The sequence below is a fragment of the Pseudomonas sp. GW821-FHT09E04 genome, from assembly GCF_059416185.1.
Map to the genome: position 1 here is coordinate 1 of NZ_JBWKOR010000007.1, position 26,528 is coordinate 26,528.

26 protein-coding genes are annotated in these 26,528 nt (G+C 60.1%); 11 read left to right on the plus strand and 15 right to left on the minus strand.

What is annotated here, in order from left to right; all coding sequences use genetic code 11:
* Positions 1-79: 79 nt before the first annotated feature.
* From msrQ to AC07N4_RS23965, 6 genes are all read right to left on the minus strand, one after another.
* Complete coding sequence (gene msrQ, locus AC07N4_RS23940; RefSeq protein ID WP_493066729.1) at positions 80-703, minus strand: protein-methionine-sulfoxide reductase heme-binding subunit MsrQ; 624 nt, start codon at positions 701-703, stop codon at positions 80-82.
* On the minus strand, positions 703-1,716 hold the full coding sequence (gene msrP / locus AC07N4_RS23945; protein ID WP_102621068.1) for a protein-methionine-sulfoxide reductase catalytic subunit MsrP: 1,014 nt from the start codon (positions 1,714-1,716) through the stop codon (positions 703-705). Before msrP ends, msrQ begins: the two co-directional genes overlap by 1 nt.
* A 63-nt stretch (positions 1,717-1,779) precedes the next feature.
* Entirely contained in the window at positions 1,780-2,637 is an 858-nt protein-coding gene (gene pssA / locus AC07N4_RS23950) for a CDP-diacylglycerol--serine O-phosphatidyltransferase (RefSeq protein ID WP_085712132.1), read from the minus strand.
* A 147-nt stretch (positions 2,638-2,784) separates the two neighbouring features.
* A complete protein-coding gene (gene ilvC, locus AC07N4_RS23955) occupies positions 2,785-3,801 on the minus strand; it encodes a ketol-acid reductoisomerase (protein ID WP_003228216.1) in 1,017 nt (338 codons plus the stop codon).
* A 48-nt stretch (positions 3,802-3,849) separates the two neighbouring features.
* Positions 3,850-4,341, minus strand: a complete 492-nt coding sequence (ilvN, locus tag AC07N4_RS23960) for an acetolactate synthase small subunit (RefSeq protein ID WP_003205610.1) — start codon at positions 4,339-4,341, stop codon at positions 3,850-3,852.
* 2 nt (positions 4,342-4,343) lie between these two features.
* Positions 4,344-6,068, minus strand: a complete 1,725-nt coding sequence (locus AC07N4_RS23965; RefSeq protein ID WP_134828122.1) for an acetolactate synthase 3 large subunit — start codon at positions 6,066-6,068, stop codon at positions 4,344-4,346.
* Between the two features lie 400 nt (positions 6,069-6,468).
* Here AC07N4_RS23965 and AC07N4_RS23970 point away from each other — a divergent pair, with 400 nt between their 5' ends.
* Entirely contained in the window at positions 6,469-6,885 is a 417-nt protein-coding gene (locus AC07N4_RS23970; protein WP_493066728.1) for a DUF4124 domain-containing protein, read from the plus strand.
* An 18-nt stretch (positions 6,886-6,903) separates the two neighbouring features.
* On the opposite strand, the gene AC07N4_RS23975 is transcribed toward AC07N4_RS23970, so the two are convergent.
* Genes AC07N4_RS23975 through mrcB form a run of 3 tightly spaced genes read right to left on the minus strand, consistent with a single transcriptional unit; the run spans position 6,904 to position 10,326 of the window.
* Positions 6,904-7,239 (minus strand): YqcC family protein, encoded by a 336-nt coding sequence (locus AC07N4_RS23975; RefSeq protein ID WP_273541218.1) that lies wholly within the window; start codon positions 7,237-7,239, stop codon positions 6,904-6,906.
* The gene (locus tag AC07N4_RS23980; protein ID WP_096820920.1) at positions 7,239-7,985 is read right to left on the minus strand and encodes a tetratricopeptide repeat protein; all 747 of its coding nucleotides are present in this window, start codon (positions 7,983-7,985) and stop codon (positions 7,239-7,241) included. The genes AC07N4_RS23975 and AC07N4_RS23980 overlap by 1 nt, the downstream gene beginning before the upstream one ends.
* A gap of 16 nt (positions 7,986-8,001) precedes the next feature.
* The gene (mrcB, locus tag AC07N4_RS23985; RefSeq protein ID WP_493066727.1) at positions 8,002-10,326 is read right to left on the minus strand and encodes a penicillin-binding protein 1B; all 2,325 of its coding nucleotides are present in this window, start codon (positions 10,324-10,326) and stop codon (positions 8,002-8,004) included.
* Between the two features lie 117 nt (positions 10,327-10,443).
* On the opposite strand from mrcB, the gene AC07N4_RS23990 reads away from it, so the two are divergent.
* The 4 genes from AC07N4_RS23990 to AC07N4_RS24005 all read left to right on the plus strand — a co-directional run bounded on the left by AC07N4_RS23990 (position 10,444) and on the right by AC07N4_RS24005 (position 13,736).
* Entirely contained in the window at positions 10,444-12,000 is a 1,557-nt protein-coding gene (locus AC07N4_RS23990; protein WP_493066726.1) for a bifunctional aminoglycoside phosphotransferase/ATP-binding protein, read from the plus strand.
* Between the two features lie 91 nt (positions 12,001-12,091).
* The gene (locus AC07N4_RS23995; RefSeq protein ID WP_096820917.1) at positions 12,092-12,436 is read left to right on the plus strand and encodes a pentapeptide repeat-containing protein; all 345 of its coding nucleotides are present in this window, start codon (positions 12,092-12,094) and stop codon (positions 12,434-12,436) included.
* A gap of 220 nt (positions 12,437-12,656) precedes the next feature.
* A complete protein-coding gene (locus AC07N4_RS24000) occupies positions 12,657-12,929 on the plus strand; it encodes a TfoX/Sxy family protein (RefSeq protein WP_003228231.1) in 273 nt (90 codons plus the stop codon).
* A gap of 15 nt (positions 12,930-12,944) precedes the next feature.
* Complete coding sequence (locus AC07N4_RS24005; protein ID WP_493066725.1) at positions 12,945-13,736, plus strand: Crp/Fnr family transcriptional regulator; 792 nt, start codon at positions 12,945-12,947, stop codon at positions 13,734-13,736.
* 227 nt (positions 13,737-13,963) lie between these two features.
* Here AC07N4_RS24005 and AC07N4_RS24010 read toward each other — a convergent pair whose 3' ends face one another.
* Genes AC07N4_RS24010 through AC07N4_RS24025 form a run of 4 tightly spaced genes read right to left on the minus strand, consistent with a single transcriptional unit; the run spans position 13,964 to position 17,507 of the window.
* The gene (locus AC07N4_RS24010) at positions 13,964-14,812 is read right to left on the minus strand and encodes a ChaN family lipoprotein (protein ID WP_493066724.1); all 849 of its coding nucleotides are present in this window, start codon (positions 14,810-14,812) and stop codon (positions 13,964-13,966) included.
* Between the two features lie 21 nt (positions 14,813-14,833).
* Positions 14,834-15,601 carry a heme ABC transporter ATP-binding protein gene (locus AC07N4_RS24015; RefSeq protein WP_493066723.1) on the minus strand — a complete coding sequence of 256 codons (768 nt, stop codon included), beginning with the start codon at positions 15,599-15,601 and terminating at the stop codon, positions 14,834-14,836.
* Positions 15,601-16,584: a FecCD family ABC transporter permease gene (locus AC07N4_RS24020; protein WP_493066730.1), complete on the minus strand. Its 984-nt coding sequence runs from the start codon at positions 16,582-16,584 to the stop codon at positions 15,601-15,603. Before AC07N4_RS24020 ends, AC07N4_RS24015 begins: the two co-directional genes overlap by 1 nt.
* A 50-nt stretch (positions 16,585-16,634) precedes the next feature.
* Positions 16,635-17,507 (minus strand): heme/hemin ABC transporter substrate-binding protein, encoded by an 873-nt coding sequence (locus tag AC07N4_RS24025; RefSeq protein ID WP_102621078.1) that lies wholly within the window; start codon positions 17,505-17,507, stop codon positions 16,635-16,637.
* Positions 17,508-17,669: 162 nt separating this feature from the next.
* Between AC07N4_RS24025 and AC07N4_RS24030 the strand changes: the two genes are divergently transcribed.
* Positions 17,670-17,987 carry a Rieske (2Fe-2S) protein gene (locus AC07N4_RS24030; protein WP_493066722.1) on the plus strand — a complete coding sequence of 106 codons (318 nt, stop codon included), beginning with the start codon at positions 17,670-17,672 and terminating at the stop codon, positions 17,985-17,987.
* Here AC07N4_RS24030 and sfsA read toward each other — a convergent pair.
* Positions 17,984-18,697, minus strand: a complete 714-nt coding sequence (gene sfsA / locus AC07N4_RS24035; RefSeq protein ID WP_493066721.1) for a DNA/RNA nuclease SfsA — start codon at positions 18,695-18,697, stop codon at positions 17,984-17,986. The two genes, AC07N4_RS24030 and sfsA, sit on opposite strands and share 4 nt — an antisense overlap.
* Positions 18,697-19,869, minus strand: a complete 1,173-nt coding sequence (locus AC07N4_RS24040) for a pyridoxal phosphate-dependent aminotransferase (RefSeq protein ID WP_102621080.1) — start codon at positions 19,867-19,869, stop codon at positions 18,697-18,699. Before AC07N4_RS24040 ends, sfsA begins: the two co-directional genes overlap by 1 nt.
* Before the next feature lie 333 nt (positions 19,870-20,202).
* Between AC07N4_RS24040 and dksA the strand changes: the two genes are divergently transcribed.
* From dksA to AC07N4_RS24065, 5 genes are all read left to right on the plus strand, one after another.
* Entirely contained in the window at positions 20,203-20,646 is a 444-nt protein-coding gene (gene dksA, locus AC07N4_RS24045) for an RNA polymerase-binding protein DksA (RefSeq protein WP_085712147.1), read from the plus strand.
* Positions 20,647-20,729: 83 nt separating this feature from the next.
* Entirely contained in the window at positions 20,730-21,626 is an 897-nt protein-coding gene (gene gluQRS, locus AC07N4_RS24050) for a tRNA glutamyl-Q(34) synthetase GluQRS (RefSeq protein ID WP_096820909.1), read from the plus strand.
* Positions 21,627-21,703: 77 nt separating this feature from the next.
* A complete protein-coding gene (locus AC07N4_RS24055; protein WP_003176118.1) occupies positions 21,704-21,880 on the plus strand; it encodes a hypothetical protein in 177 nt (58 codons plus the stop codon).
* Positions 21,864-24,818, plus strand: a complete 2,955-nt coding sequence (locus AC07N4_RS24060; RefSeq protein ID WP_173861356.1) for a sensor histidine kinase — start codon at positions 21,864-21,866, stop codon at positions 24,816-24,818. The genes AC07N4_RS24055 and AC07N4_RS24060 overlap by 17 nt, the downstream gene beginning before the upstream one ends.
* A 22-nt stretch (positions 24,819-24,840) precedes the next feature.
* The gene (locus AC07N4_RS24065) at positions 24,841-26,277 is read left to right on the plus strand and encodes a sigma-54-dependent transcriptional regulator (RefSeq protein ID WP_096820907.1); all 1,437 of its coding nucleotides are present in this window, start codon (positions 24,841-24,843) and stop codon (positions 26,275-26,277) included.
* Positions 26,278-26,528 lie beyond the last annotated feature (251 nt).

Here is a 26,528-nt window from a genome sequence, read left to right on the forward strand (position 1 = left end):
TTGAGTTTCAAGGAGTTTTCCGTTTCGACTGCGCCGGAAGTGGGGCGAATTATAGGCCTCCAGAATCTGCCGTCAACTCTTAATTGCGCTTTTCTTGCAAAACCTGCCTTTTACCCAGCAAACGCGGGATTCGGCGGGCTACCGGCGGAAGCCGCAGCACAAGCAGCAGCCCACCTATAGAGGCATAGACCGCCCACTCTTTAAGATCGGCGCGCACAATCCACAGCATATGCAGCAATCCCAACCCGAGAATCACATACGCCAACCGGTGCAACTTCTTCCAGCGCACACCCAAACGGCGCTGGCTATAACGGTTGGACGTCACCGCCAATGCCAGCAACCCCAGGAATCCAAGCGTACCGACAATTATGTACGGGCGTTTGCGCAACTCCACTCCCAGCTGCGACCAGTCGAAACCCAGGATGAACGCCATATAGCTGCATAAATGCAAAACCACATACGCAAAACACCAGAGCCCCAACTGCCGGCGCACAGCGATCCACCCTGCCCACCCCGTAAGCTTCTGCAGCGGCGTCATGCTCAAAGTGATCAACAGCAATACCAATGTCCCGAGCCCAAGTCGATCAACCAGGACCTTTCCGGGGTCTGGCCCGAGCAGATCCTCAAAGGCCTGATAGAACCACCACAACGGCCAGATAGCCGCCGCAATAAAAACGCCCACACGCCAGAACGGATATCGCATCAGTAATTCTTCCGCAGATCGAGCCCTGTATATAAAGAAGCGACTTCGTCCGAGTAGCCGTTGAACATCTGCGTATCACGTACATTCGGCTTGAACAGACTATTAGGAAGGCGCCGTTCCCGGGCCTGAGTCCAGCGAGGGTGATCAACCGTCGGGTTCACATTGGCATAAAACCCGTACTCGTCCGCCGCAATGCTTTGCCAAGTCGTCTTTGGCTGCTCACTGACCAGACTGATACGCACGATGGATTTGACACTCTTGAAGCCATACTTCCATGGCACCACCAGACGCAACGGCGCGCCGTTCTGATTCGGCAATTCACGGCCATACATGCCCACCGCCAGGATCGCTAATGGATTCATCGCCTCATCCAGACGCAAGCCTTCTACATAAGGCCAGTCGATCAGGGCAAACCCCGACCGCTGTCCGGGCATGCTCTTCGGATCCTGCAAGGTTTCAAAACGAATGTATTTGGCGTTGGACGTCGGCTCCACCTGCTTGAGCAGCGCCGAAACAGGGAAACCGATCCAGGGGATGACCATCGACCATGCCTCGACACAACGCAGGCGATAGATTCGCTCCTCCAACTGATAAGGCTTCATGAAGTCTTCCAGTGCATAGCGCCCCGGTTTCCCCACCTCCCCGTCCACCACCACACTCCAGGGTTCGGTCTTCAGCGATCCGGCATTCGCCGCCGGATCCCCCTTGTCGGTACCGAACTCATAGAAGTTGTTGTAGTGGGTCGCGTCCTTATAGGGCGTGATCGCCTCATCCTTGACGTTCACGGCGCCCCATTTAATAGAAGGCTGCTTCTCGGTAAACCAGGCGGGCGCATTGCCAGACTCGACATCGGCATAACGGGCAGCCTCTTCAGCACTGGCCCAGCGCGGCAGACTGCTCATGGCCAGACCGGCCGCAGTCGCTCCGAGCAATTGCCGGCGAGAGAGATAAATGGATTCAGGCGTGACGTCCGACTCGTGGCAGTCGGACGCTTTGGGGATTTTGATCAGCATGACAACTCCGCAGTTTTGGAGGACAGATGCACCCATAGACTGCGGAGTATGAGGGAAATTACATCACTCGACGTTTTTGTGGCGACGAAGATGCAACAGGTACTGCACAGGGCCCGAGGCCGCATAGGCAAGGAACACCAGCAGCAGGATACGTGGAGGATCACTGAACACCACAGCGAACACCAGCACCACCGCCAGGATCGCAACAAATGGCACGCGCCCCTTCAGATCCAGCTCCTTGAAGCTGTTGTATTTGATGTTGCTGACCATCAGCATGCCGGCGGCCGCTACCATCAGCGCAACCAGGAAAGACATCTTCGAGCCTTGAATTCCGTAGTCGCTGAACGCCCAGACAATCCCCGCCACCACACCGGCAGCTGCCGGGCTGGCCAGGCCAATGAAGTAGCGTTTGTCAGCAGTGCCGACCTGAGTGTTGAAGCGCGCCAGACGCAACGCCGCACCCGCCACATAGATGAAGGCGACCATCCAGCCGACCTTGCCCATGTCACCCAGGGCCCAGCCGAATGCCAGCAATGCCGGCGCGACGCCAAAGGCAACCATGTCCGACAGCGAGTCGTACTCGGCACCGAATGCACTTTGCGTGTTGGTCATGCGTGCCACGCGGCCGTCGAGACCATCGAGCACCATGGCGACGAAGATCGCGATGGCCGCAAAGGCGAAGTACTTGCTCGCATTCGCCGAATCCCCGGCGCTCAAGGCAGCCTGGGCACTCATCGAATTGATGATGGAATAGAACCCCGCGAACAGGTTCGCAGTGGTGAACAGATTCGGCAGCAGATAGATACCACGATGCCGGACTTTACGACCTTCTGCGTCATGCCCTTCTTCGACATGTTCATCGATGGGCAGCAGGCTTTCGGCGTCTGAAGCCTGGTTCGGCTCTTCGGGACGTTCGCTCATGGACATTACCTTGCAACGGATTGGACATTTTCGACAGGTGTCTGGGACGACGGTTCGGCCACAAACGATGCAGCTTTATACCAGAACCGCCCGCCCATACGAAAAAACGCGGCCGAGGCCGCGTTTTTTCTTACAAGGGTCGAAGACTTAGTTTTTGGCTTTGTCGACGATCTTGTTGGCACCGATCCACGGCATCATGGAGCGCAATTGCTCGCCGATGATTTCGATACCGTGAGCGGCGTTGTTACGACGCTTGGCGGTCATCGAAGGGTAGCCGGTTGCGCCTTCGCTGATGAACATTTTGGCGTATTCGCCGTCCTGAATACGTTTCAGGGCGTTGCGCATGGCCTGACGGGATTCGGCGTTGATCACTTCCGGACCAGTCACGTACTCGCCGTATTCAGCGTTGTTGGAGATCGAGTAGTTCATGTTGGCGATACCGCCTTCGTACATGAGGTCAACGATCAGTTTCAGTTCGTGCAGGCACTCGAAGTAGGCCATTTCCGGCGCGTAGCCAGCTTCAACCAGGGTTTCGAAACCGGCTTTTACCAGTTCAACGGTACCGCCGCACAGAACGGCTTGTTCGCCGAACAGGTCGGTTTCGGTCTCGTCCTTGAAGGTGGTTTCGATGATGCCGGTACGACCGCCACCCACGCCGGCGGCGTAGGACAGCGCAACGTTCTTGGCGTTGCCCGAGGCGTCCTGGTAGATCGCGATCAGGTCAGGGATACCGCCGCCTTTCACGAACTCGGAACGTACGGTGTGGCCCGGGGCTTTCGGCGCGATCATGATCACGTCGAGGTCGGCACGCGGAACAACCTGGTTGTAGTGGATCGCGAAGCCGTGGGAGAAGGCCAGGGTGGCGCCTTTCTTGATGTTCGGCTCGATTTCGTTCTTGTACAGGGAAGACTGGAACTCGTCCGGGGTCAGGATCATGACCAGGTCGGCAGCAGCAACGGCGGAAGCAACGTCAGTCACTTTCAGGCCGTGGGCTTCAGCCTTGGCAACGGTAGCCGAACCTTTACGCAGACCGACGGTAACGTCGACACCGGAGTCTTTCAGGTTGCACGCTTGAGCGTGGCCCTGGGAGCCGTAACCGATGATGGCAACTTTCTTGCCCTGGATGATCGACAGGTCGCAGTCTTTATCGTAGAAAACTTTCATGAATTTCCCCTTTATATCCAGGCCGTTCAGGCCATTCGCTAATTTGGTTTAGATGCTGAGTACTTTGTCGCCGCGGGCAATACCGGTGACGCCACTACGGACGGTTTCCAGAATCGATGCGGTGCCGATGGACTGAATGAAGCTGTCGAGCTTGTCGCTGGTACCGGTCAGTTGAACGGTATACACGCTGGCGCTGACGTCGACGATCTGTCCACGGTAAATATCGGTGGTGCGTTTGATCTCGGCGCGCTGGGCGCCAGTGGCCTTGACCTTGACCAGCATCAGTTCGCGCTCGATGTGAGCACTTTCCGACAGGTCCACCAGCTTGACCACTTCGATCAGCTTGTTCAGGTTTTTGGTGATCTGCTCGATGATTTCATCGTGGCCGACAGTGGTCAGCGTCAGACGCGACAGGGTCGGGTCTTCGGTTGGCGCCACGGTCAGGCTTTCAATGTTGTAGTTGCGCTGCGAGAACAGGCCGACTACGCGAGACAAAGCACCAGGTTCGTTTTCCAGAAGCAAGGAAATAATGTGCCGCATGATTAGGTACGCTCCGTCTTGCTCAGCCACATATCGCGCATGGAGCCGTCTTTGATCTGCATCGGATAGACGTGCTCGCTGGTGTCGACCGAAATGTCGATCACGACCAGGCGATCCTTCAGGGCGAACGCCTCTTCCATCTTCGACTTCAAATCTTTCGATTCGGTGATGCGCACGCCGACGTGACCATAGGCCTCGGCCAGCTTGACGAAATCAGGCAGCGATTCCATGTAGGAGTGCGAGTGACGGCTGCCGTAACTCATGTCCTGCCACTGACGAACCATGCCCAGTACACCGTTGTTCAAGATCACGATCTTGACCGGCAAACCGTATTGCAGGCAGGTCGACAGCTCCTGGATGTTCATCTGGATGCTGCCTTCACCGGTGACGCACGCAACGTCAGACTCAGGGAAGCTCAAGGCGATACCCATCGCGGCCGGCAGACCGAAGCCCATCGTGCCCAGGCCACCGGAGTTGATCCAGCGGTTCGGCTTGTTGAACTTGTAGTACTGCGCAGCGAACATCTGGTGCTGGCCCACGTCGGAGGTCACAAAGGCATCGCCCTTGGTCACTTCGCACAGGGTTTCGATCACGGTCTGTGGCTTGATCTTGCTGCCGTCACCTTTGTCGTAAGGGAACAGGCCGCGATCACCGCGCCACTCGTCGACTTGCTTCCACCAGCTGGCGACCGCTTCCTTGTTCGGGGTTTCGCCGATTTCCTTGAGGATCGCGACCATCTCGGTCAGGACGCTCTCCACCGGACCAACGATTGGCACGTCAGCCTTGATGGTCTTGGAAATCGAAGCCGGGTCGATGTCGATGTGAATGATCTTGGCGTTCGGGCAGAACTTCGGCGCGCCGTTGATTACGCGATCGTCGAAACGCGCACCGACTGCCAGGATCACGTCGGCATGGTGCATCGCCAGGTTGGCGGTGTAGCTGCCGTGCATGCCGAGCATGCCGATGAACTGACGGTCAGTGCCAGGGTAGCCGCCCAGGCCCATCAAGGTATTGGTAACCGGCAGATTGAGCATTTGCGCCAGTTCTGTCAGCGGCGCGGAGCCGTTGCCCAGAATTACGCCGCCGCCGGAGTACAGCACAGGACGCTTGGCCGCCAGGAGCATTTCTGCCGCCTTGCGGATTTGCCCGGAGTGACCGCGAACGGCCGGGCTGTAGGAACGCAGTTTGGCTTTCTTCGGGAAGATGTATTCGAACTTCTCGGCCGGGTTGGTCATGTCTTTCGGGATATCGACCACGACCGGGCCCGGACGACCGGATTGCGCCAGGTAGAAGGCTTTCTTCATGACTTCCGGGATTTCCGAGGCGTGCTTGATCATGAAGCTGTGCTTCACGATCGGCCGGGAGATACCGATCATGTCGGTTTCCTGGAACGCGTCGGTACCGACCATGGTGCTTGGCACCTGACCGGAAATGATCACCATCGGAATCGAGTCCATGTAGGCCGTGGCAATACCGGTGATGGCGTTTGTGGCGCCTGGACCGGAAGTCACCAATACCACGCCGGCTTTACCGGTGGCACGGGCGTAGCCGTCAGCCATATGGGTAGCCGCTTGTTCGTGACGAACCAGGATGTGGGTCACTTCCGGTTCTTTGAACAGGGCATCGTAAACATGAAGGAGAGCACCACCCGGGTACCCGTAGATATATTTGACGCCTTCGTCACGCAAGAAGCGGACGAGCATCTCACCGCCAGATAAAAGCTCCACGTTGTTCACCTCTAAAACGCCAGAATACCGTCCACAAAAAAGCGAACGGGTCTTAATAGGTTTACTTCTCGGCAGAGCATGAGCGACGGTGGTCGCCGACTACGTCAGCACTGACTGAGCAAGTATTGGGATCGTCCCAAGTGTTGCGGGCCTTTCCCACCCAGCGCGAGGTAACGCGTTGCGGGTGTAACAGGTCGACGCGGATATGCGCCTCATGATCTGCCGAGAGGGTCTGCTTCTGGCAGTCCCTGTACAGCGGACTTTGGATTCTTCTGTTTCGCCCTCTCCAAGTCAAGCCGTCAATGTGCTTAATTGTGGGTAAGCACATGAGAACGCAAGAAAAAACCTGAAAAGCGCTACTCTGTTAGCGTCAATTGCGCAATTTTGCCAAGGAATCAGCATGCGAACGCTCCTCGTCATCCTGCTGATCGGCCTCAGCACCTGGTGCATGGCCGGTCAGATCTACAAATGGGTCGATGCTCAAGGTGTCACGCATTTCGATGCGCAGCCGCCACAAGGTCAAACGGCGACCACAGTGCAAACGCCGCCCTCGCCTGCTCCGCGCCCCACCGCGATGCCCGGCAGCGGCGCGTTGGGCGATCAGAAAGCCATCGATGACAAGGTCAGGAAACAGGTCGCCGAGCAACAGGCTCAGCTCAAGACCTTCTGCGAACAGGCACGCACGAACCTGGCGCAGTTACAGAACAATCCGCGCTTGAGGGAAGAGACCGAGGGCGAATTGCGTCGGCTGAGCGATACGCAACGTCAGGAGCGCATCGCAGAGACGCAGAAGCAGATTGCCGAAAACTGCCAGTGATCACTGGCAGTCGGCCGTTCAGCGCGAAGCAGTGATCAGCAGGTCGAACTCTTTGAGCAATACCTGCAACTGCCGATCCTTGCCCTGCAGATTGCGTTGGGCGAAGACCATTTCGGCCATTTCCTGAATGCCCGAGGCATTGGGCAATGGCAGGTTCTGCTCGAGGATCATCTTCATCCGCGGCAGGAAGATCCATTGCAGCCACTGCTCGAAATCGAGCGTGTCGACCGAGAATGGCTCGACACTGCTCAAGGCTTCAGCCGAAGGCTGGACGTCATCCCACCAGCCCTGGGTGCGCAGTTCGCGCTCGATCAACAGCAGTTGATCGGCAACTTTCGAGAAACGCGCGTCCATCACAGCGAAACCTTGGCCTTCTGACGGGCCAGTGCGGCGCCGGCGGAATCACCCTGTTTTTCGCGAGCCTGGGCAATCAGTTCCCACAGGCTGGCCTGCAAGTCCGGACGACCGTTGGCCATGGTCAGCGCGCGGCGGGCAGTTTGCTCGGCTTGCGGGGCATCGCCCTGAGCCATGCGCACCTGCGCCAGACGGTAAAGCACTTGTGGCTCACGCGGGGCAACACGCTGAGCGCGCTCAAGGCTGGAGGACGCACCGTTCAGATCACCACCGGCCTGCTGTTGCTGCGCGGTAGTCAACAAGGCGAGCACCGGGCCGTCCAGTTGCTCGTCGGCGGACAGACCGCCACCGCTGCTGGCCGAAGGAATGCCGCTAGGCGTCGAAGGCATGCTGTAACTGCCGGAGCTGATCGGTGCCGATTCGACCGGCGAAGGGTTGTATGGCCCCGCAGTGATACCACCGGACGCCGGGCCCGGCACGATCGGCGAGCTGCTGATCGGCGTCGACGTCGCAGCGCCACCCGGCACCATCACCACCACACCGGTATCGCCCTGCGGGATAGCCTGAGTCTGGCCCTGCACAGGACGTTTCACCGTCGTCTGCCGGAAGCCGCCATTGGCCGAAATGCGTTCACTGTTGGACACAGCCGTGCCCGAATCGACAACCGGAATCGAACCACGCTGTACGGTGGAGCAGCCGCTGAGCAAAGCCACGGCGGTCACCGCTGGAATCAACCACTTGTTCACTTGAAACCCTCTTCGCTTAATTCATCCAGCCCTTGACCCAATCCATCACCGACTCGCTCGACGCCGGGCTTTCGCCCGCGCAGGAGGCGCCGGGTGGCGGTTCGCTGCCGCGAATATACGGCATCTGCACGGCGCCCGGACAGTTGGCATCAGAGCCCTGGCCGGTACGCGAATCGACCCACGCCTGAACCACGTTGTCCGGCTGCGGCATGTCCAGCGGCAGCGGATCGGCCTTGCGCATGAAACTGGTCCAGACCTGCAACGCACCGGTAGCACCGGTGAACGGCGTCTTGCCGTTATCGTCGCGACCGAGCCAGACCACTGCCAGCAGATCCTGACTGAAACCGGCGAACCAGCTGTCGCGCGAATCGTTACTGGTACCGGTCTTGCCGGCCAGCGTCAGGGTCTTGGGCAGCACGTTGTAGACCGAGCTGCCGGTACCTTCACGCATGACGCGCTGCATGGCGTTCTGGATCAGGTAGATCGAGGCCGGATCGAAACGCTGCTCGATCTGGAACGGATAACGCTTGAGCGGCTCGCCCTCGGCGGTCAGCACGCTGCGAATCCCGCGCATCGGCGTATTGAAACCACCGTTGGCGAGGGTCTGGTACATGGTCGCCACTTCGATCGGCGTCATGCCACCGGCACCCAGCAGCATCGACGGGAACGCCGGGAACTCACGGGTTACGCCCAGGCGCCCGATGGTCTTGAGGACGTTCGGAACACCCACCGCCAGCCCGAGGCGCGAGGTCGACAGGTTGTAGGAGTGCGCCAGCCCTTGATAGAGGAACACCGTACCGTGGGAGCGACGATCATAGTTCTGCGGTTTCCAGACCTGACCGTCCGCGCCCTTGATGGAAAGCGGATCGTCCGACAGCCAACTGGTCAGCGTGTACTGGCTTGGTTTCTCCAGTGCCGTCAGATAAACAGCAGGTTTGACCAACGAACCGATCGGCCGCACCGCATCCAGTGCCCGGTTGAACCCGGCGTAACTGGCCTGACGGCTGCCGATCATCGCCTGGACTTCGCCGGTTTCCGGGTTGGTCACGACCATCGCCGCTTCCACGTCATCGGAACCCTTGCGGCCGGAAAGACGCTTGAAGGTGTCGTTGACCGAAGCTTCGGCTTTCATCTGCAGGATCGGGTCGAAACTGGTGAAGATCCGCAGACCTTCCTCGGTCAAGTCTTCGTCGCGGTAGTCTTCACGCAACTGGCGTTTGACCAGATCGATGAAGCCCGGGAACGAGCTGTCGGCCAGCTTGCCGCGCGAGGTCACGCCCAGCGGCATTTTTTTCGCGGCTTCGACCTGCTCGGCAGTGGCGACGCCCTGTTGCTCAAGCACGTCGAGCACCAGGTTGCGTCGCTCCAGCGCCCGCTCCGGGTTGCGACGCGGGTTGTAATAGGAAGGGCCCTTGACCATGCCGACCAACAGCGCGACCTGATGCAGTTTCAGCTCGGATAATGGCTGACCGAAGAAGAACTGGCTGGCCAGGCCGAAACCGTGTACCGCACGCTGACCGTCCTGACCGACGAAGACTTCATTGAGGTAGGCCTCAAGAATTTCCTTCTTGTCGTAATGCACCTCGAGCAACAGCGCCATCATCGCTTCGGTGAGCTTGCGGGTCAGGCTGCGTTCGTTGGTGAGGTAGAAGTTCTTGACCAGTTGCTGGGTCAGCGTACTGCCGCCCTGAGTCATCTTGCCGCCAGAGGTGTTGACCCAGATCGCCCGGGCAATCGACTTCGGCGACACACCCCAGTGACTGTAGTAATCCCGGTCTTCCACAGCGACCAGGGTTTCCAGCAGGTACGGCGGCACCTGATCGAGCTTGATCAGAATCCGGTCTTCAAGGTTTTTCGGGTAGATCCCGCCGATCATCAGCGGCTCCAGGCGCACCACCGACAACTTCGAACCGTTCGTCGCCGAAAGCTCGGCCACGTAATCACCGGAGAAGCGCACGCGCACCGGCTGCGGTTTCTCGAGGCCTTCATAGAACTGGAAGCCACGGGTGTTCAGATCGACGGTATTGCCGTTGACGGCGGCAGCGCCGGGGCCATTGCTCACGGCTTCGCGGCGATAGCCCAGGGCGTCGAGTTCGGTGAGGAAATCGTACTTGCTCAGTTTCTGTCCGACGAACAGCTCGAGCGGACGCGCGTATACCTTGGCCGGGATGGTCCAGCGCTTGCCGGAGAATTTCTCCTGCACCACGGCATCGAGGTAAACGGCGAAGCCAGCCAGCACCACAAGGCCGACCAGACTGAGTTTAAGGGCCCAGCCCAACCATGGGCGCAGGCCCCGGGAAGGTGGTTTTTTAGGGGTGCGGGGGGATCGAGTACGAGTCATGGCGGCGGATTATACGCACTTTATTCATACTCAACAGGAGCGCTCCGAGGTTTGCGTCGGGCTGGCGAGCGGCCATAATGGCGACCTCGAATTTCCCCAGTCTCTGAAGGATCGCCTGTGAGCCAGTCCCTGATCGCCGCCCTGCAAAACCCGGCCCTGTTTGCGCACCCTGTCGAAGGGTTTCAGGTCATCGAAACCCATATCTCGTGGGTCCTGCTCACTGGTCCTTACGCTTATAAAGTGAAGAAGCCGGTGAACTTCGGCTTTCTCGACTTCACCAGCCTCGAATCCCGCGAGCATTTCTGCGGCGAAGAGCTGCGCCTCAACCAGCGCCTGACCGACGATTTGTATCTGGAAGTGATTCCAGTCACCGGCACTGTCGAAACCCCGCAACTGGGTGGCGAAGGCCCGGCCATCGAATACGTGCTGAAAATGCGCCAGTTCCCGCAGACCGGCCTGTTGAGCACCCTGCAAGCCAATGGCGAGCTGACCACCACACACATCGACGAAATGGCCGAGCAGATCGCTCGTTTCCACCTCAGCGCGCCGATAGTCCCGGCCGAGCACGATGCCGGCACGCCTGAAAGCGTGATGGCGCCGGTTCGCCAGAACTTCGAACAAATCCTGCCGTTCCTCAGTGACAAGGCCGATCTGCTGCAACTGGATGCCCTGCAAGCCTGGGCCGAAAGCAGCTTCGAACGCTTGAAGCCACTGTTCGCCCAGCGCAAGGCACAAGGTTTCACCCGCGAATGCCACGGTGACATTCACCTGGGCAACGCCACGCTGATCGACGGCAAAGTGGTGATCTTCGACTGCATCGAATTCAACGAACCGTTCCGTTTCACCGACGTTTGGGCCGACACCGGTTTCCTGGCGATGGACCTGGAAGACCGCGGCCTGAAATCCCTGGCCCGTCGTTTCATCAGCCAATACCTGGAGCTGACCGGCGACTATCAGGGCCTGGAAGTACTGAACTTCTACAAGGCTTACCGCGCATTGGTTCGCGCGAAAGTTGCGCTGTTCAGCATGCCGGCCGACGCAACCCCGGTGCAGCGCGCCACCACCCTGCGCCAGTACCGCAACTACGCCAACCTGGCGGAAAGCTACAGCACCATTCCTTCGCGCTTCATGGCGATCACCCACGGCGTATCCGCTGTAGGCAAAAGCCACGTAGCCATGCGTCTGGTCGAGGCGCTGGGCGCGATTCGCCTGCGTTCCGATGTTGAACGCAAGCGTCTGTTCGGCGAGCAAACTGTCGCCAACGATGTTCAGGCCGGCATTTATAGCGCCGACGCCAGCACAGCGACTTATGCGCGCCTGCATGAAATCGCCGAAGTGATCCTGCACGCCGGTTTCCCGGTAGTGATCGATGCCACTTACCTCAAGCGCGAACAACGTGACAGCGCAGCCAAGGTGGCCGAGGCTACCGGCACGCCGTTCCTGATCCTCGACTGCAACGCACCACAAGCGGTTATCGAGAGCTGGCTGGCCCTGCGTCAGGCAGACAAAAAGGATCCGTCCGACGCCACGCTGGCTGTGATCGAAGCGCAACAAGCCAATCGTGAAGCGCTGACCCCGGACGAAATCCTGCGCAGCAAGCGCGTGCAGACCAATGAATCCGGCACCCTGGACACCGTCGTGGCGCAAATCCGCCAGCGCCTGCCAGGTCTGTAAGAAACTATTTCGGCCGTGAAGCCCTCGCTCGCTTCACGGCCGTCAAATAGTGGCACTATACTGGCGTCATAAAACCAACAGGTGATCTGACATGAGCCAGCCGAAACTTCTCGACACCCCGCTTTATGCCTTGCTGCACAAAGACGACATAACCGGTTTCAACAAAGAACGTCCGAAAGACGGTCCGATCGATATGGTCGGCGGTGATTTTCGCGGTCTCGACCTGCGTGAACTGAACGCCGATGGCGTGGATTTCCGGGACGCCTACTTCCGTTCCGCTGATCTGCGCGGCATCGACTTTCGCAATGCCGCGCTGGAAGGTGCGAGCCTGGCCCACGCGCAGATTTCCGGCGCTTACTTCCCGCCGGAACTGAGTGCAGACGAAATTCTGATGTCGATGAACTTCGGTACACGCCTGCGCTATCGCACTCGCTAAGCCACCGAGAGGCCGACCCGTCCAGCGCCCCCGCTTTGCGCTGGACTGCGTGCTATTCGTGCTTTTCCCACGCCCTCCCCGTCCTGATCCATCAGCGAAAATCTGACCTTTCTTAGAAGCGTTTGCGTCGAATCCGACCAAACAACCACGCTTTTCCTACTGATGGCTACACTCCTGAGAAGCTCGCCCACGCACCATTCGGCCGTCGCAAGGAGGCTTGATGAATGATGAACTGCAACACCTGAAGAATCTTGGCAAGACGTCGGCGCAATGGCTGCATGCCGTGGGCATCCACAGCGCCTCGGATCTGCGTCGCCTGGGCGCCGTGGATGCCTATCGGGCCGTGCGCACGCGCGGGTTCCGGGCGTCGAAGGTGTTGTTGTATGCGATCGAAGGGGCGCTGATGGATGTGCACTGGAACGACATCCCCGCCGAACGCAAGGACGCTCTGAACAAACAGCTCGAAGCCATTTCCTCTCGCCACAAGAACTGACGGGCACCCACCTTCATGTATCTGCTCGGGGAACAATCGGCGCCGGCCGAAGCAATGATCAACTGCTTGCAGAGTCTGCCCGGTCAATTTCTGCGAGACCTTGAACCGTGCGGGCCCGTGCTGGAACTGGAGGCCACGGATGATCTGATGGCGCAGTTGCCGGGTGATCAGCTGTTTTTACTGACAGAGGGCATCATCAACGGCCAGTTCGGTGGCCGGGCGCTTTTCTATTGGCAGGAAGGTGATCTGATCGGTCTGCAACAAAGCCCGGACTGGACGGATTGCATCCTGCGTTCGGAAGGCCCGCTGAGCCTGCTGCCCTACCGTCGACGCGATTTGTTTCAGCATGTGCATTCGGAACCCGTACGTTCGGAGCAGTTTCTGCACTATCTGCTCGGGCAAATGGCGCTCCTGGCCCATGCGGTTGCCGAACTGAAGCCACGGGAATTTCGCAGCACCAATGGCTTTAAACGGGTCGAGGCCGGAGAAGTGTTGATCCGCGAGGGCGACCCCGCCGATCACGTGTTCGTGATCATCGAGGGACACGCGCAGGCATTCGTCGACGGGCACAAGGTTGGGGAAGTGCCCAAGGACGAAATTTTCGGCGCCATGGCGATATTCACCGGCGAACCGCGCAACGCTACCGTCGTTACCTGCGAGCCGAGCACAGTAATGCTGATTCCAGGCGATCAGTTTTTTTGCATGACCCGCAGCAATCCGAAAATCGCCCACAGCCTGATCGAAAGCATGGCCCGGCGCATCGACCAGCTCAACAAGCAGCTCACGGCACTTGACCGTCCAGTCTGAAACCCAGTGTTTGCAGGACTTTTCAGCCATTCCCCAAACAAAAACGAAGAAATGGAAAAACACACGTTGACTTGCTAATGAGAATCGCTATGATTATCACAACTGGTCGCGAGATCAGTCGATATTCTGAAAAGCCCTTGGTTCGGACTCTCAGATTATCTCCTCATCAGGCTAATCACGGTTATTTGACCCGGTTTTTACCGGGTCTTTTTTTGCCTGCAAGAAAGTCATTGGCCGAACTGTTTACGCATCTCGGCGCAGTAATCCGGTTTCGGTGTGGCCGGCGTGAACCAGACATAATCGGCCATGGCCGCCGTGACCTCGCTGCCCTGCTCCGCCAGCATCAGCACCGTCGGCGCTTCGGGCGCGCCCAGATCCAGCACATGCAGCGGCACACCAACATCCTTGCGCGCATGGAACGCACCAGCGAACAACAACGCCGGCGCAGGCGCCGCCATCAATCGTGAAGCCATCCGCCGATCCCGTTGCTGCTGCACCGCCAGCATCGCCGGCATTTGCGATTGGGGCAGCAAGCCGCAGTGAGAATCGTTGATCTGCCCGGCCAGCTCGTTTTTCACCGACTCGGCGTTGCTGCGATCCCCCTTCAATACCGGAGGGTCGCGATAGAACGCACGAATTTCAATGTTATCGAGATTGGCCGCCAACAGTGGATACGGTTGCGTGAAAGCAAACCGCACAATCGGCCCGTAGAGTTTCCAGTCCCAACCGTCCTGCCACGCCAGCTCGACCGGAAGATCAACAGGAGGCTTTGCGGAATGGTGTACGTCATCAACCCGCGATTGTTGATCGGGTGTCAGCATTTCAAGCAGGAGACTGCCCTGGGGACGCGCTTCGCCCAGCGTCTGCAACAGCCACAATTGCACAGCATGATGATCGGCGTTGTCATGTTGCTCACCGACGATCACCCGTGCCGGCTTGCCCAGACGCGTCAGCAATTCGTGCGGGGTAATCAGTGTTCCGCTGCGCAGGTCGCGAATCTCGCCAGTGACCGGTGGCGGAGCGACATGTTGGCAACCGCCAAGCAACAACACCGCAAACAGCAAAATCCCACGCATGCTTTCACCTCGATGACGAAATCAGCGGGCGATGATCAGCGGATGCCCGCGCTCCGGGTGCGACTGCACCAAAACCTCCAGACCGAACACGGCCTTGAGCGACTCCGGACGCAACACCTGCTGCGGCGAGTCCAGCGCCACCGGGCGCCCGCCTTCAAGCAGCAAGATGCGATCACAATAGCGCGCCGCCAGGTTCAGATCATGCAGGATCACCATCACTGCAGCGCCACGATCGGCAAACTCACGCACGGCTTGAAGGGTGGTGTGTTGATGCAGTGGATCGAGCATCGAAGTCGGCTCATCCAGCAACAAGGTCTGCCCGGCCTGCCCCGGCCACAACTGCGCCAGCACACGAGCCAGATGCACCCGCTGGCGCTCGCCACCGGACAACGCCAGATAACTGCGTCCGCTCAGATGACCGGCATCCGCTGCCAGCAACGCGGCGGCAACAATCTCGTCGTCGCGCACTCTGCCGGTCTGATACGGCAAACGCCCCATCCCGACCACTTCTTCGACGCGAAAGGCAAAATCCAGCGTCGACACCTGGGGCAATACCGCCAGCCGCTGAGCGCGCTGACTGCCACTCCAATGGCTCAAGGCTTCGCCGTCGAGAGAAACGCTGCCTTCACTGGCCGTCAGTTCCCCGCACAATGCCCCGAGCAAAGTGCTTTTGCCGGCGCCATTGGGGCCGAGTACACCGAGCACTTCACCCGACTCCAGTTGCAGATTGACGTCAGCCAGTACCGTCTTGCGGCCACGACGGATGTGCAGATTGTGCGCACGCAACATCAGGCACGTCCTCGCAGCAGCAGATAAAGGAAGAACGGCGCGCCGATAAATGCAGTGACAATGCCAATCGGCAACTCTGCCGGCGCCAGCGCCAGCCGCGCCACCAGATCCGCCAGCAACAACAGACTGGCACCGGCCAGCACCGAAGCCGGCAACAACACGCGATGATCCGGCCCGGCGAGCAAACGCACCAGATGCGGCACCACCAGCCCGACAAATCCGATCATCCCGGCCGCCGCCACTGCAGCCCCGACACCCAGCGCGGTGCAGAACACCAGCTCACGCTTGAGTCGCTCGACATCGATCCCCAGATGTCCGGCTTCCGACTCCCCGAGCAGCAACGCATTCAGCGCTTTGGCCCGACGCGGAAGCCATAACGCGACGCCAGCGCTGATGATCAGCAGCGGCCACAACCGCGCATAACTCGCGCCGTTGAGGCTGCCAAGGTTCCAGAAAGTCAGGGTTCGCAGGGTCGCGTCGTCCGCCAGATAGGTAAAAAGCCCCACAGTAGAACTGGCGAGCGCAGTCAGGGCGATGCCTGCCAGCAACATGGTCGCGACATTGGTCTGCCCGTTGCGACGGCCGAGCCGGTAGACCAGCGCCGTCACACCAAGACCACCGAGAAATGCACACACAGACAGCAGATACGGCCCGAACCACTCCGGCAAACCGCCGAAAAACGAACCGCCGACAATCGCCACCGCCGCGCCTAAAGCAGCGCCACTGGAGACGCCAACCAACCCGGGATCGGCCAGCGGATTGCGAAACAAGCCTTGCATCGCCACGCCGGACAACGCCAGCACGCCGCCGACGGCCAACCCGAGCAAAGTCCTCGGCAGGCGAATCTGCCCAAGAATCAGCTCAGCCTGTTCCAGCCCGTCCGGTGCCAACGGCACGCCGATCATGCGCAAAGCCGCCCGTAAGGTATCAAACAGCGGCAGGCTGACCGGCCCCAAGGCCAGCGACAGCCAGATCGCCAACAGACACAGCAGGATCAGGCCGATGAACAAGCCACGGGGTTTGACCAGCGTGGTCATTGGCCGCTCTGGGTCGGGTAGAAACCGTCTGACAGGGTTTTCAGCGCTCCCGGCAAACGCGGCCCGAGCCCGCCGACCAGCAGCGTCGGGTCCAGCTCCAGCACGCGTCCGGACTTGGCCGCACGGCTGGAATTGAGGATCGGGTTCTCCTTGAACAGCGCCGCTTTCGCCGCTTCGCCGGTCAGTGCGCGGTCAGCAAACACCAACACTTCGGGGTCGAGCCCGGCCAGGGACTCCACGGAAAACGGTTTGTAACCGGTGTGGGTGGCCAGGTTGTGCCCGCCCGCCTGTTGCAGCAGCCAATCGGCAGCGGTGTCCTTGCCGGCAATCAATGGTTTGCCGCCGGCATGCCCCAGCAGCAACAGCACGCCGGGAGCCTTGTGTTTTGACTGCACCGCAACCACCCGCGCCTTCTGTGCGTCGAGTTGCTGTTGATAACTTTGCAGCAGTTGCGTCGCCTGAGTCTCGGCGCCCAGCAACTGGCCCAGATGGGTGACGTTTTTTTCCAGCGTCGGCAGATCCGGCTGAGCGGAGAACAATTCCACCTGCACCTTGGCACCGCGAACCTGCGTGATCACCGGAGGCGGGCCCATTTCCTCGGTGCCGATCAGGATGTCCGGGCGCAGGCTGAGGATGCCTTCGGCCGAGAGACTGCGCTGATAACCGATGCTCGGCAGCGACTTGAGGGATTCGGGATGCTGGCTGGTGGTGTCGACGCCCACCAGTTTCGCCTCGCCGCCCAACGCACTCACCCACTCCGACAAGGCACCGCCGGCACTGACCCAACGTTGCGGCAATTGGGCCGCTGCAGCCTGGTGGCTGACAAAAAGTCCGACACACAGCACGGCAACGCGGGTACTCAGGCGCATAGACAGCTTCCTTGAAGGATTTTCCCGGGCATCGGGACGGCAGGCCAAGTATCCTCGGCAGCGGTCACCGCGCAGCGGGCGAAGGCGGCCATTTGATAATTGTTTGCATTTAAACGTCAAGCTCGGACATATCCGGACATGAGCTGACACTTGAGGATAGCCATGAAGTTTCTGTGCACGGGCGCCAATCTGGCCGAGGCCGCCAGCCGCGGTTTCGAGATCGACGGGAAAAGACTGTTCGCCGTACGCCGGGCCGGCCAGGTGTACGTCTACCTCAACCGTTGCCCGCACCGGGGCGTCGGGCTCGAATGGCAACCCGACCAGTTTCTCGACCCGAGCAATAGCCTGATCCAGTGCGCCACTCACGGCGCACTGTTTCTGATCGAGGACGGTGAATGCGTGGCGGGCCCCTGCGCCGGGCAATCGCTGACGGTCATCGATTGCCGTGAGGACGCACAAGGGCTGTGGGTCGACGTTTAACCTTCGAGCAATACGTCCAGCCGACGATCGATCAACATTTCCTCATGATTTAACCGCACACCATAAGCCAGCACCTCGACCCCGGACGCCACCGCCTCGCGCAAGGCACCAGCGTAGGCCGAATCGATTTCCACGGCTGGGCGCACCGCCTCGATGCCGGTCAGGTTCACGCAGTACAACTGCACCGCCCGAATCCCCTCGCGCGCCAGGTGCGCAAGTTCACGCAAGTGTTTGGCGCCGCGCTCTGTCACCGCATCGGGAAAGGCTGCCACTGCCGTACCGTCGAAACCCAGCGTGACGCTTTTCACTTCCACGTACGCCGGCCCTGTCGGGTATTCGAGGCGAAAGTCGATACGGCTTTTTTCCTGTCCGTAGGCCACTTCACGCTTCAGCGCGGTGAACCCGTTCAGCTCGCTGATGACGCCGCCTTGCAAGGCTTCTTCGACCAGCGTGTTGGCGCGCCCGGTGTTCACACAGAACAACCGGCCCTGCGGGGTTTCGCCAATTTCCCAGGTGCCGGGCAGCTTGCGCTTGGGGTCATTGGAGCGGCTGAACCAGACCTGACCTCCCTCGACCTGACAATTGAGCATCGAACCGGTGTTCGGGCAATGAATCGTCAGCAATTCGCCGCCAACGGTTTCGATGTCGGCGAGAAAGCGCTTGTAACGGCGGATCAACCGGCCTTCTTCAAGAGGAGGATGAAAGCGCATCAGCCTTGCCAGCTCTTCAAGCCACGTGCGATGCGCTCCACCGCTTCCTGTAGGCGAGGAAGGTTTTGCGTGTAGGCAAAGCGCACGTGATGACTGGCCTGATAGCGACCGAAATCCAGGCCCGGGGTGAACGCCACGTGCTCGGTTTCAAGGAAGTGACGGCAGAACGCGAAGGCATCACCGCCGAACTGGCTGATATCGGCATACAAGTAGAACGCGCCTTCCGGCTCCACGGCGATATTGAAGCCCAGCTCCCGCAGTGCGGGCAGCAGGAAATCGCGACGACGGCCGAATTCGGCGCGGCGCTCCTCGAGGATCGCAATGGTCTCCGGCTCGAAACAGGCCAGCGCCGCATACTGGGCCATGCTCGGTGCGCTGATGTAGAGATTCTGCGCGAGCTTTTCCAGTTCGCTGACAGCCGCATCCGGCGCCACCAGCCAGCCGAGACGCCAACCGGTCATGCCGAAATATTTGGAGAAACTGTTGAGAACAAACGCACTGTCATCGACTTCCAGCACGCTGGCAGCATCGGTGCCATAAGTCAGGCCGTGGTAGATCTCGTCCACCACCAGATGCCCGTGCCGCGCCTTGATGGCTGTGGATAACCCCGAAAGCTCATCGCGGGTCAAAATCGTGCCGGTCGGGTTGGCCGGCGAGGCGACCAGTGCGCCGACACTGTCGTGATCCCAGTGGCGCTCCACCAGATCAGGCGTCAGTTGATAGCGTACATCCGGGCCGACAGGAACCAGTTGCGCCGCGCCTTCAACCAGGCGCAGAAAGTGCCGGTTGCACGGATAACCGGGATCGGCCAGCAACCAGTGCTTGCCCGGATCCACCAGCAACGCGCTGGCCAGCAGTAGCGCCCCGGAGCCGCCCGGCGTGATCAGAATCCGTCGCGGATCAATATTCAGGCCATAGCGGGTCTGGTAGAAACCGGAAATCGCCTCGCGCAGCTCAGGAATGCCGCGGGCGGCGGTGTAACGGGTTTTCCCCGCCGTCAGCGCGGCCTGGCCGGCGCGGATGATCGGTTCGGCGGTCGTGAAGTCCGGTTCGCCGATTTCCAGGTGGATCACGTCGTGGCCGTCAGCCTGCAATTCATTGGCCCGCGCCAGCAACGCCATCACATGGAACGGTTCGATCGCACGACTGCGCGCACTGTAGGGCTGAGCCATTGGCCTTCCTTCAACGAGGGAAAAGAAACGATTCTACCCATCTGCCGGAACGAGCGAGAACCCGTAGCGGTCACAGCCTCAAGAACACTGGACTGTAACGACACAAGCGTACGCTCCAGGATTGACTAAAATGATTGATTGTCAGGTCTCCAGCACCACCAGACATGGCTTGGCAAACATTTGCAAGCACCACCGGCCGCGGGCTCGACATCCGGGAGTAGCGCAGGCCGAATTGATCTGGTAAGTTCGCCCGCTTGCAGCCGCAGGGCCGGCAGGTGTCGGTGATGGAGCAATCCTGCGCAATGGATTACAAGAGTAGAGGCGGTCCATTTCATGCCCACCCAAGCAAAGCAACAGCAGCAACAGGCGATCAGCGGTTTCGAACCTTACGTTCCGGCCGAAGGCGAAGAGTACATGGGCAAGCCCATGCGCGCGCACTTCACCAAGATCCTGACCAAGTGGAAACTGGACTTGATGCAGGAAGTCGACCGCACTGTTGATCACATGAAAGACGAAGCAGCCAACTTCCCTGATCCGGCCGACCGTGCCAGCCAGGAAGAAGAATTCGCCCTTGAGCTGCGTGCCCGCGACCGCGAGCGCAAATTGATCAAGAAGATCGACAAGACGCTGCAACTGATCGAAGACGAAGAGTACGGCTGGTGTGATTCCTGCGGCATCGAGATCGGCGTCAAGCGCCTCGAAGCCCGCCCAACTGCCGACATGTGCGTCGACTGCAAGAACCTTGCGGAAATCAAGGAAAAGCAGGTCGGCAAGTAATCCCGACCTGAACGAGAAACGGAGCGTGCGAACGCTCCGTTTTTGTTTCTGCTGTTTTTTGACTCTCTAGTAGCATCGCTCTCATGACTGCCAACACCTCCCCCGCCTACATCGGCCGCTTTGCGCCTACACCCAGTGGACACCTGCACTTCGGTTCGCTGGTGGCTGCACTGGCTTCTTATCTGGACGCCCGCTCGGTGAACGGCCGCTGGCTGGTGCGCATGGAAGATCTCGATCCGCCCCGGGAAGAGCCGGGGGCGCAAGCCGCGATTCTCAAGGCGCTGGAAAGCTACGGCTTCGAATGGGACGGCGAAATGGTCCGCCAGAGCGACCGGCATGACGCCTACGCGCAAGTGCTCGACAGTCTGTTCAATCACGGTCTGGCGTACGCCTGCACCTGCTCGCGCAAACAACTGGAGCCCTATCACGGCATTTATCCGGGACTGTGCCGCAATGCCGGCCATGGTCAGGAAGACGCCGCGATCCGCCTGCGCGTGCCCGAGCTGGAATATCACTTCATCGACCGGGTGCAGGGCGAATACCGTCAGCACCTGGGCCGTGACGTGGGTGATTTCGTGATCCGCCGCCGCGACGGCCTGTACGCCTATCAACTGGCGGTGGTGCTGGACGACGCCTGGCAGGGCATCACCGACATCGTGCGCGGCGCCGATCTGCTCGACTCGACGCCGCGCCAACTCTACCTGCAAGAACTGCTGGGCCTGCGCCAGCCGCGTTATCTGCATCTGCCGCTGATTACCCAGCCCGACGGCAACAAACTCGGCAAGTCCTACCGCTCGCCACCGCTGGAAGCCGATCAGGCCACGCCACTGCTGCTGCGCGCCTTGCGCGCGCTGGGGCAAAATCCCGGCGCCGAACTGGCCCACGCCTCGCCGCAAGAATTGTTGAACTGGGGCAGCGCCCACTGGGATGCCTCGAAAATCCCGCGCACACTGACCCTGCCTGAAGCGCAACTGCTGTGACGACACTTGCAGTGGCGCGCCCATCCGTTACCATCGCCGCACGTTTTCGGGCACGCGCATAAAAAAGAGAGGCCGGGATGTACATCTATCGCTTGGTCCTGCTTCTGGTCGTGGGGATCTACCTGTTTTCTCCCGCCATCATGGATTGGTGGATCGACGCCACGGGCGCCTGGTATCGCCCTTATCTGCTCTGGCTGATCCTGATCGTCGTGACCTTCATCCTTCAGAGCCAAAAAGATGCCGATGAGCTTTAGCCTGACCCAGATGCTGCTGATCAGCGCCGCCTACCTGGCTGCGCTGTTCGGGGTGGCGTGGATCAGTGAACGGGGCATGATCCCGCGGGCGATCATTCGCCATCCGCTGACCTACACCCTGTCGCTGGGGGTCTACGCCAGTGCGTGGGCGTTCTACGGTACGGTCGGTCTGGCTTATCAGTACGGCTACGGCTTTCTGTCGAGTTATCTCGGGGTGTCCGGTGCGTTCCTGCTGGCGCCGGTGCTGCTGTATCCGATCCTGAAGATCACTCGCACTTATCAACTGTCGTCGCTGGCGGACTTGTTCGCGTTCCGCTTCCGCAGCACCTGGGCCGGCGCGCTGACCACGATTTTCATGCTGATCGGTGTATTGCCGTTGCTGGCGTTGCAGATCCAGGCCGTGGCCGATTCCATCGGCATTCTTACCGGCGAACCGGTGCAGAATCGCGTAGCCCTGGCGTTTTGTGCGCTGATCATTCTGTTCACGATCTTCTTCGGCTCCCGCCATATCGCCACCCGTGAAAAGCACGAAGGGCTGGTGTTTGCGATCGCCTTCGAATCGGTGATCAAACTGGCCGCTCTCGGCGGCGTCGGCCTCTACGCCTTGTATGGTGTGTTCGACGGCCCGCAACAGCTCGAACTGTGGCTGCTGCAGAACCAGACCGCCCTCGCCGCCCTGCACACCCCTTTGCAGGAAGGCCCGTGGCGCACGTTGCTGCTGGTGTTTTTCGCCTCGGCGATCGTGATGCCGCACATGTATCACATGACCTTCACCGAGAACCTCAACCCGCGTTCGCTGGTGAGTGCGAGCTGGGGCCTGCCGCTGTTCCTGTTGCTGATGAGTCTGGCCGTGCCGCTGATTCTCTGGGCCGGCCTGAAACTCGGCGCCACCACCAATCCGGAATACTTCACCCTCGGCATCGGCATTGCTGCCAACAGCAAGGCGCTGGCGCTGCTGGCGTACGTCGGCGGTCTGTCGGCGGCCAGCGGCCTGATCATCGTCACCACGCTGGCGCTGTCGGGCATGGCCCTGAACCATCTGGTGCTGCCGCTTTATCAGCCACCGGCCGAAGGCAACATCTACCGCTGGTTGAAATGGACCCGCCGGGCACTGATCGTCGCGATCATCATGGCCGGCTTCTGCTTCTACCTGATGCTCGGTGCCGAACAGGATCTGGCCAACCTCGGCATCGTCGCGTTCGTGGCCACCCTGCAATTCCTGCCGGGCGTATTGTCGGTGCTGTACTGGCCGACCGCTAACCGCCGCGGTTTCATCGCCGGTCTGCTGGCGGGGATTCTGGTGTGGGTGGTGACCATGCTGCTGCCGCTGGTCGGCAATCTGCAGGGTTTCTATATCCCGCTGCTGAACATGATCTACGTGCTGGACGACACCAGCTGGCACATGGCGGCCATCGCCTCGCTGGCGGCCAACGTCTTGATGTTCACTTTGATTTCGCTGTTCACCAATGCCAGCCCGGAAGAGGCCAGCGCCGCCGAAGCCTGCGCGGTGGACAACGTGCGTCGCCCGCAACGCCGGGAGCTGCACGCCGCCTCGCCGCAGGAATTCGCCACGCAACTGGCCAAACCATTGGGCGCCAAGGCTGCGCAAAAGGAAGTCGAACAGGCCCTGCGCGACCTTTATCTGCCTTTCGACGAGCGCCGCCCTTATGCCTTGCGCCGTTTGCGTGACCGGATCGAAGCCAACCTCTCCGGCCTGATGGGCCCGAGCGTCGCCCAGGACATGGTGGAAACCTTCCTGCCGTACAAGGCGGGCGGTGAAAACTACGTCACCGAAGACATTCACTTCATTGAAAGTCGCCTTGAGGACTACCACTCGCGCCTCACCGGCCTCGCCGCCGAACTCGATGCCCTGCGCCGCTACCACCGCCAGACCTTGCAGGAACTGCCGATGGGCGTCTGCTCGCTGGCCAAGGATCAGGAGATCCTGATGTGGAACAAGGCCATGGAAGAGCTGACCGGGATTGCCGCGCAACGGGTCGTCGGATCGCGCTTGAGCACCATCGCCAATCCGTGGAAAGAATTGCTGCAAGGCTTCATCAACCTGCCCGACGAACATTTGCACAAACAGCACCTGGCCCTCGACGGCCAGACCCGCTGGCTGAACCTGCACAAAGCGGCCATCGACGAGCCACTGGCGCCGGGCAACAGCGGCCTGGTGCTGCTGGTGGAAGACCTGACCGAAACCCAGATGCTCGAAGACAAGCTGGTGCACTCCGAGCGCCTGGCCAGCATTGGCCGACTCGCGGCCGGCGTGGCCCATGAAATCGGCAACCCGATCACCGGTATCGCCTGTCTTGCGCAAAACCTGCGTGAAGAACGCGAAGACGACGGCGAACTGACGGAAATCAGCGGCCAGATCCTCGAGCAGACCAAACGCGTGTCGCGCATCGTGCAGTCGCTGATGAGCTTCGCCCACGCCGGCAGCCATCAGCACAGCGACGAGCCCGTCTGTCTGGCGGAAGTGGCTCAGGACGCCATCGGTCTGCTGGCCCTGAACCGACGCAACTTCGAAGTCCAGTTCTATAACCTGTGCGACCCCGACCACTGGGTCGAAGGCGACCCGCAGCGGCTCGCCCAGGTTCTGATCAATCTGCTCTCCAACGCCCGTGACGCCTCGCCTGCCGGCAGTGCGGTGCGGGTCAAGAGCGAAGCCGGCGAACACACGGTCGATCTGATCGTCGAGGACGAAGGCAGCGGTATTCCATCGAGCATCATGGATCGATTGTTCGAACCCTTCTTCACCACCAAGGATCCTGGCGAAGGCACCGGTCTGGGCCTTGCACTGGTCTATTCCATCGTTGAAGAGCATTATGGACAAATCACCATCGACAGCCCGGCTGATGTTCAGAGCCAGCGCGGCACCCGTATCCGGGTGACATTGCCGCGTCATGTCGAAGCGACGTCCGCTGTGAACTGAGACCGTCGAGAGTATCGAATCAATGCCGCACATTTTGATCGTCGAAGACGAAACCATTATCCGCTCCGCCTTGCGCCGCCTGCTGGAACGCAACCAGTACCAGGTCAGCGAAGCCGGTTCAGTGCAGGAAGCACAAGAACGCTTCAGTATTCCCACTTTCGATCTGATCGTCAGCGACCTGCGCCTGCCGGGTGCTCCGGGCACCGAGCTGATCAAGCTCGGCCAGGGCACGCCGGTGCTGATCATGACCAGCTACGCCAGCCTGCGCTCGGCGGTCGACTCGATGAAGATGGGCGCGGTGGACTACATCGCCAAGCCTTTCGACCACGACGAGATGCTTCAAGCTGTCGCGCGGATCCTGCGTGATCGCCAGTCGGCGCCGGCTGCCGGCGAAGTTGTTACCGGCAAAACTGCCAACGGTAACGGCAAATCCGCCGTCGACAACAGCAATGGCGAGATCGGCATCATCGGCTCCTGCCCACCCATGCAGGACCTTTACGGCAAGATCCGTAAAGTCGCCCCGACGGATTCCAATGTATTGATCCAGGGTGAGTCCGGCACCGGTAAAGAACTGGTGGCCCGCGCCCTGCACAACCTGTCGAAACGCGCCAAGGCACCGATGATCTCGGTGAACTGCGCCGCCATTCCGGAAAGCCTGATCGAGTCGGAACTGTTCGGTCACGAGAAAGGCGCGTTCACCGGTGCCAGCGCCGGTCGCGCCGGCCTGGTGGAAGCGGCGGACGGCGGCACGCTGTTCCTCGACGAGATCGGCGAATTGCCACTGGAAGCACAGGCCCGCCTGCTGCGCGTATTGCAGGAAGGCGAAATTCGCCGGGTTGGCTCGGTCCAATCGCAGAAGGTCGATGTCCGACTGATCGCCGCAACCCACCGCGACCTCAAGAGCCTGGCGAAAATCGGCCAGTTCCGTGAGGACTTGTACTACCGCCTCCACGTGATCGCGTTGAAACTGCCGGCCCTGCGCGAGCGTGGCGCCGACGTCAACGAAATCGCCAATGCGTTCCTCGCTCGCCAGAGCGCACGCATCAACCGCACCGACCTGAAATTTGCCGCCGATGCCGAACAGGCCATCCGGCACTATTCCTGGCCGGGCAACGTGCGGGAGCTGGAAAACGCCGTCGAGCGCGCCGTGATTCTGAGCGAAAGCCCGGAAATCTCTGCCGACCTGCTGGGCATCGACATCGAGCTGGGTGACCTGGAGGACGATGAGTTCATCGGTCTGCCGGCGCAACCGGCCGGTAACGCCAGCAACAGCAGCCACGAGCCGACCGAAGATCTGTCGCTGGAAGATTACTTCCAGCATTTCGTGCTCGAGCATCAGGACCACATGACCGAGACCGAACTGGCGCGCAAACTGGGCGTCAGCCGCAAATGCCTGTGGGAGCGCCGTCAGCGTCTGGGCATTCCAAGGCGCAAGACCGGGGTCGCCAGCGAGAGCTGAACGTTACCTGTCGAGTGTGCGGGTAACGGTTGAGGATGTGAAAAAACTGTTACCTCAGTCTTTTCACGTAACAGAAGCCGGGGTTATCGGTAACGAAACCCCGGCTTTTTTTCGCCCTGCGAAAACGGTTATATCGACCTAACCCCTTGTTTTATTGGGGTTCGCAAAAGTTGGCACGGCACCTGCTATATGTTTGGTACAAGAACAATAACAAGCAATGCACAAGACAATAAAAATAAGACGAATCGACT

What these genes read in the sequence shown, in the direction of transcription:
- AC07N4_RS24030 (WP_493066722.1), top strand. Translation starts at nt 17,670, where the DNA reads ATGAAGTTTCTGTGCACGGGCGCCAATCTGGCCGAGGCCGCCAGCCGC.
- AC07N4_RS24055 (WP_003176118.1), top strand. Translation starts at nt 21,704, where the DNA reads ATGTACATCTATCGCTTGGTCCTGCTTCTGGTCGTGGGGATCTACCTG.
- AC07N4_RS23995 (WP_096820917.1), top strand. Translation starts at nt 12,092, where the DNA reads ATGAGCCAGCCGAAACTTCTCGACACCCCGCTTTATGCCTTGCTGCAC.
- sfsA (WP_493066721.1), bottom strand. Translation starts at nt 18,697, where the DNA reads ATGCGCTTTCATCCTCCTCTTGAAGAAGGCCGGTTGATCCGCCGTTAC.
- mrcB (WP_493066727.1), bottom strand. Translation starts at nt 10,326, where the DNA reads ATGACTCGTACTCGATCCCCCCGCACCCCTAAAAAACCACCTTCCCGG.
- AC07N4_RS24065 (WP_096820907.1), top strand. Translation starts at nt 24,841, where the DNA reads ATGCCGCACATTTTGATCGTCGAAGACGAAACCATTATCCGCTCCGCC.
- ilvC (WP_003228216.1), bottom strand. Translation starts at nt 3,801, where the DNA reads ATGAAAGTTTTCTACGATAAAGACTGCGACCTGTCGATCATCCAGGGC.
- AC07N4_RS24000 (WP_003228231.1), top strand. Translation starts at nt 12,657, where the DNA reads ATGAATGATGAACTGCAACACCTGAAGAATCTTGGCAAGACGTCGGCG.
- msrP (WP_102621068.1), bottom strand. Translation starts at nt 1,716, where the DNA reads ATGCTGATCAAAATCCCCAAAGCGTCCGACTGCCACGAGTCGGACGTC.
- AC07N4_RS24060 (WP_173861356.1), top strand. Translation starts at nt 21,864, where the DNA reads ATGCCGATGAGCTTTAGCCTGACCCAGATGCTGCTGATCAGCGCCGCC.
- dksA (WP_085712147.1), top strand. Translation starts at nt 20,203, where the DNA reads ATGCCCACCCAAGCAAAGCAACAGCAGCAACAGGCGATCAGCGGTTTC.
- pssA (WP_085712132.1), bottom strand. Translation starts at nt 2,637, where the DNA reads ATGAGCGAACGTCCCGAAGAGCCGAACCAGGCTTCAGACGCCGAAAGC.
- AC07N4_RS24015 (WP_493066723.1), bottom strand. Translation starts at nt 15,601, where the DNA reads ATGTTGCGTGCGCACAATCTGCACATCCGTCGTGGCCGCAAGACGGTA.
- AC07N4_RS24025 (WP_102621078.1), bottom strand. Translation starts at nt 17,507, where the DNA reads ATGCGCCTGAGTACCCGCGTTGCCGTGCTGTGTGTCGGACTTTTTGTC.
- msrQ (WP_493066729.1), bottom strand. Translation starts at nt 703, where the DNA reads ATGCGATATCCGTTCTGGCGTGTGGGCGTTTTTATTGCGGCGGCTATC.
- AC07N4_RS23970 (WP_493066728.1), top strand. Translation starts at nt 6,469, where the DNA reads ATGCGAACGCTCCTCGTCATCCTGCTGATCGGCCTCAGCACCTGGTGC.
- gluQRS (WP_096820909.1), top strand. Translation starts at nt 20,730, where the DNA reads ATGACTGCCAACACCTCCCCCGCCTACATCGGCCGCTTTGCGCCTACA.
- AC07N4_RS24005 (WP_493066725.1), top strand. Translation starts at nt 12,945, where the DNA reads ATGTATCTGCTCGGGGAACAATCGGCGCCGGCCGAAGCAATGATCAAC.
- AC07N4_RS23975 (WP_273541218.1), bottom strand. Translation starts at nt 7,239, where the DNA reads ATGGACGCGCGTTTCTCGAAAGTTGCCGATCAACTGCTGTTGATCGAG.
- ilvN (WP_003205610.1), bottom strand. Translation starts at nt 4,341, where the DNA reads ATGCGGCACATTATTTCCTTGCTTCTGGAAAACGAACCTGGTGCTTTG.
- AC07N4_RS24010 (WP_493066724.1), bottom strand. Translation starts at nt 14,812, where the DNA reads ATGCGTGGGATTTTGCTGTTTGCGGTGTTGTTGCTTGGCGGTTGCCAA.
- AC07N4_RS24040 (WP_102621080.1), bottom strand. Translation starts at nt 19,869, where the DNA reads ATGGCTCAGCCCTACAGTGCGCGCAGTCGTGCGATCGAACCGTTCCAT.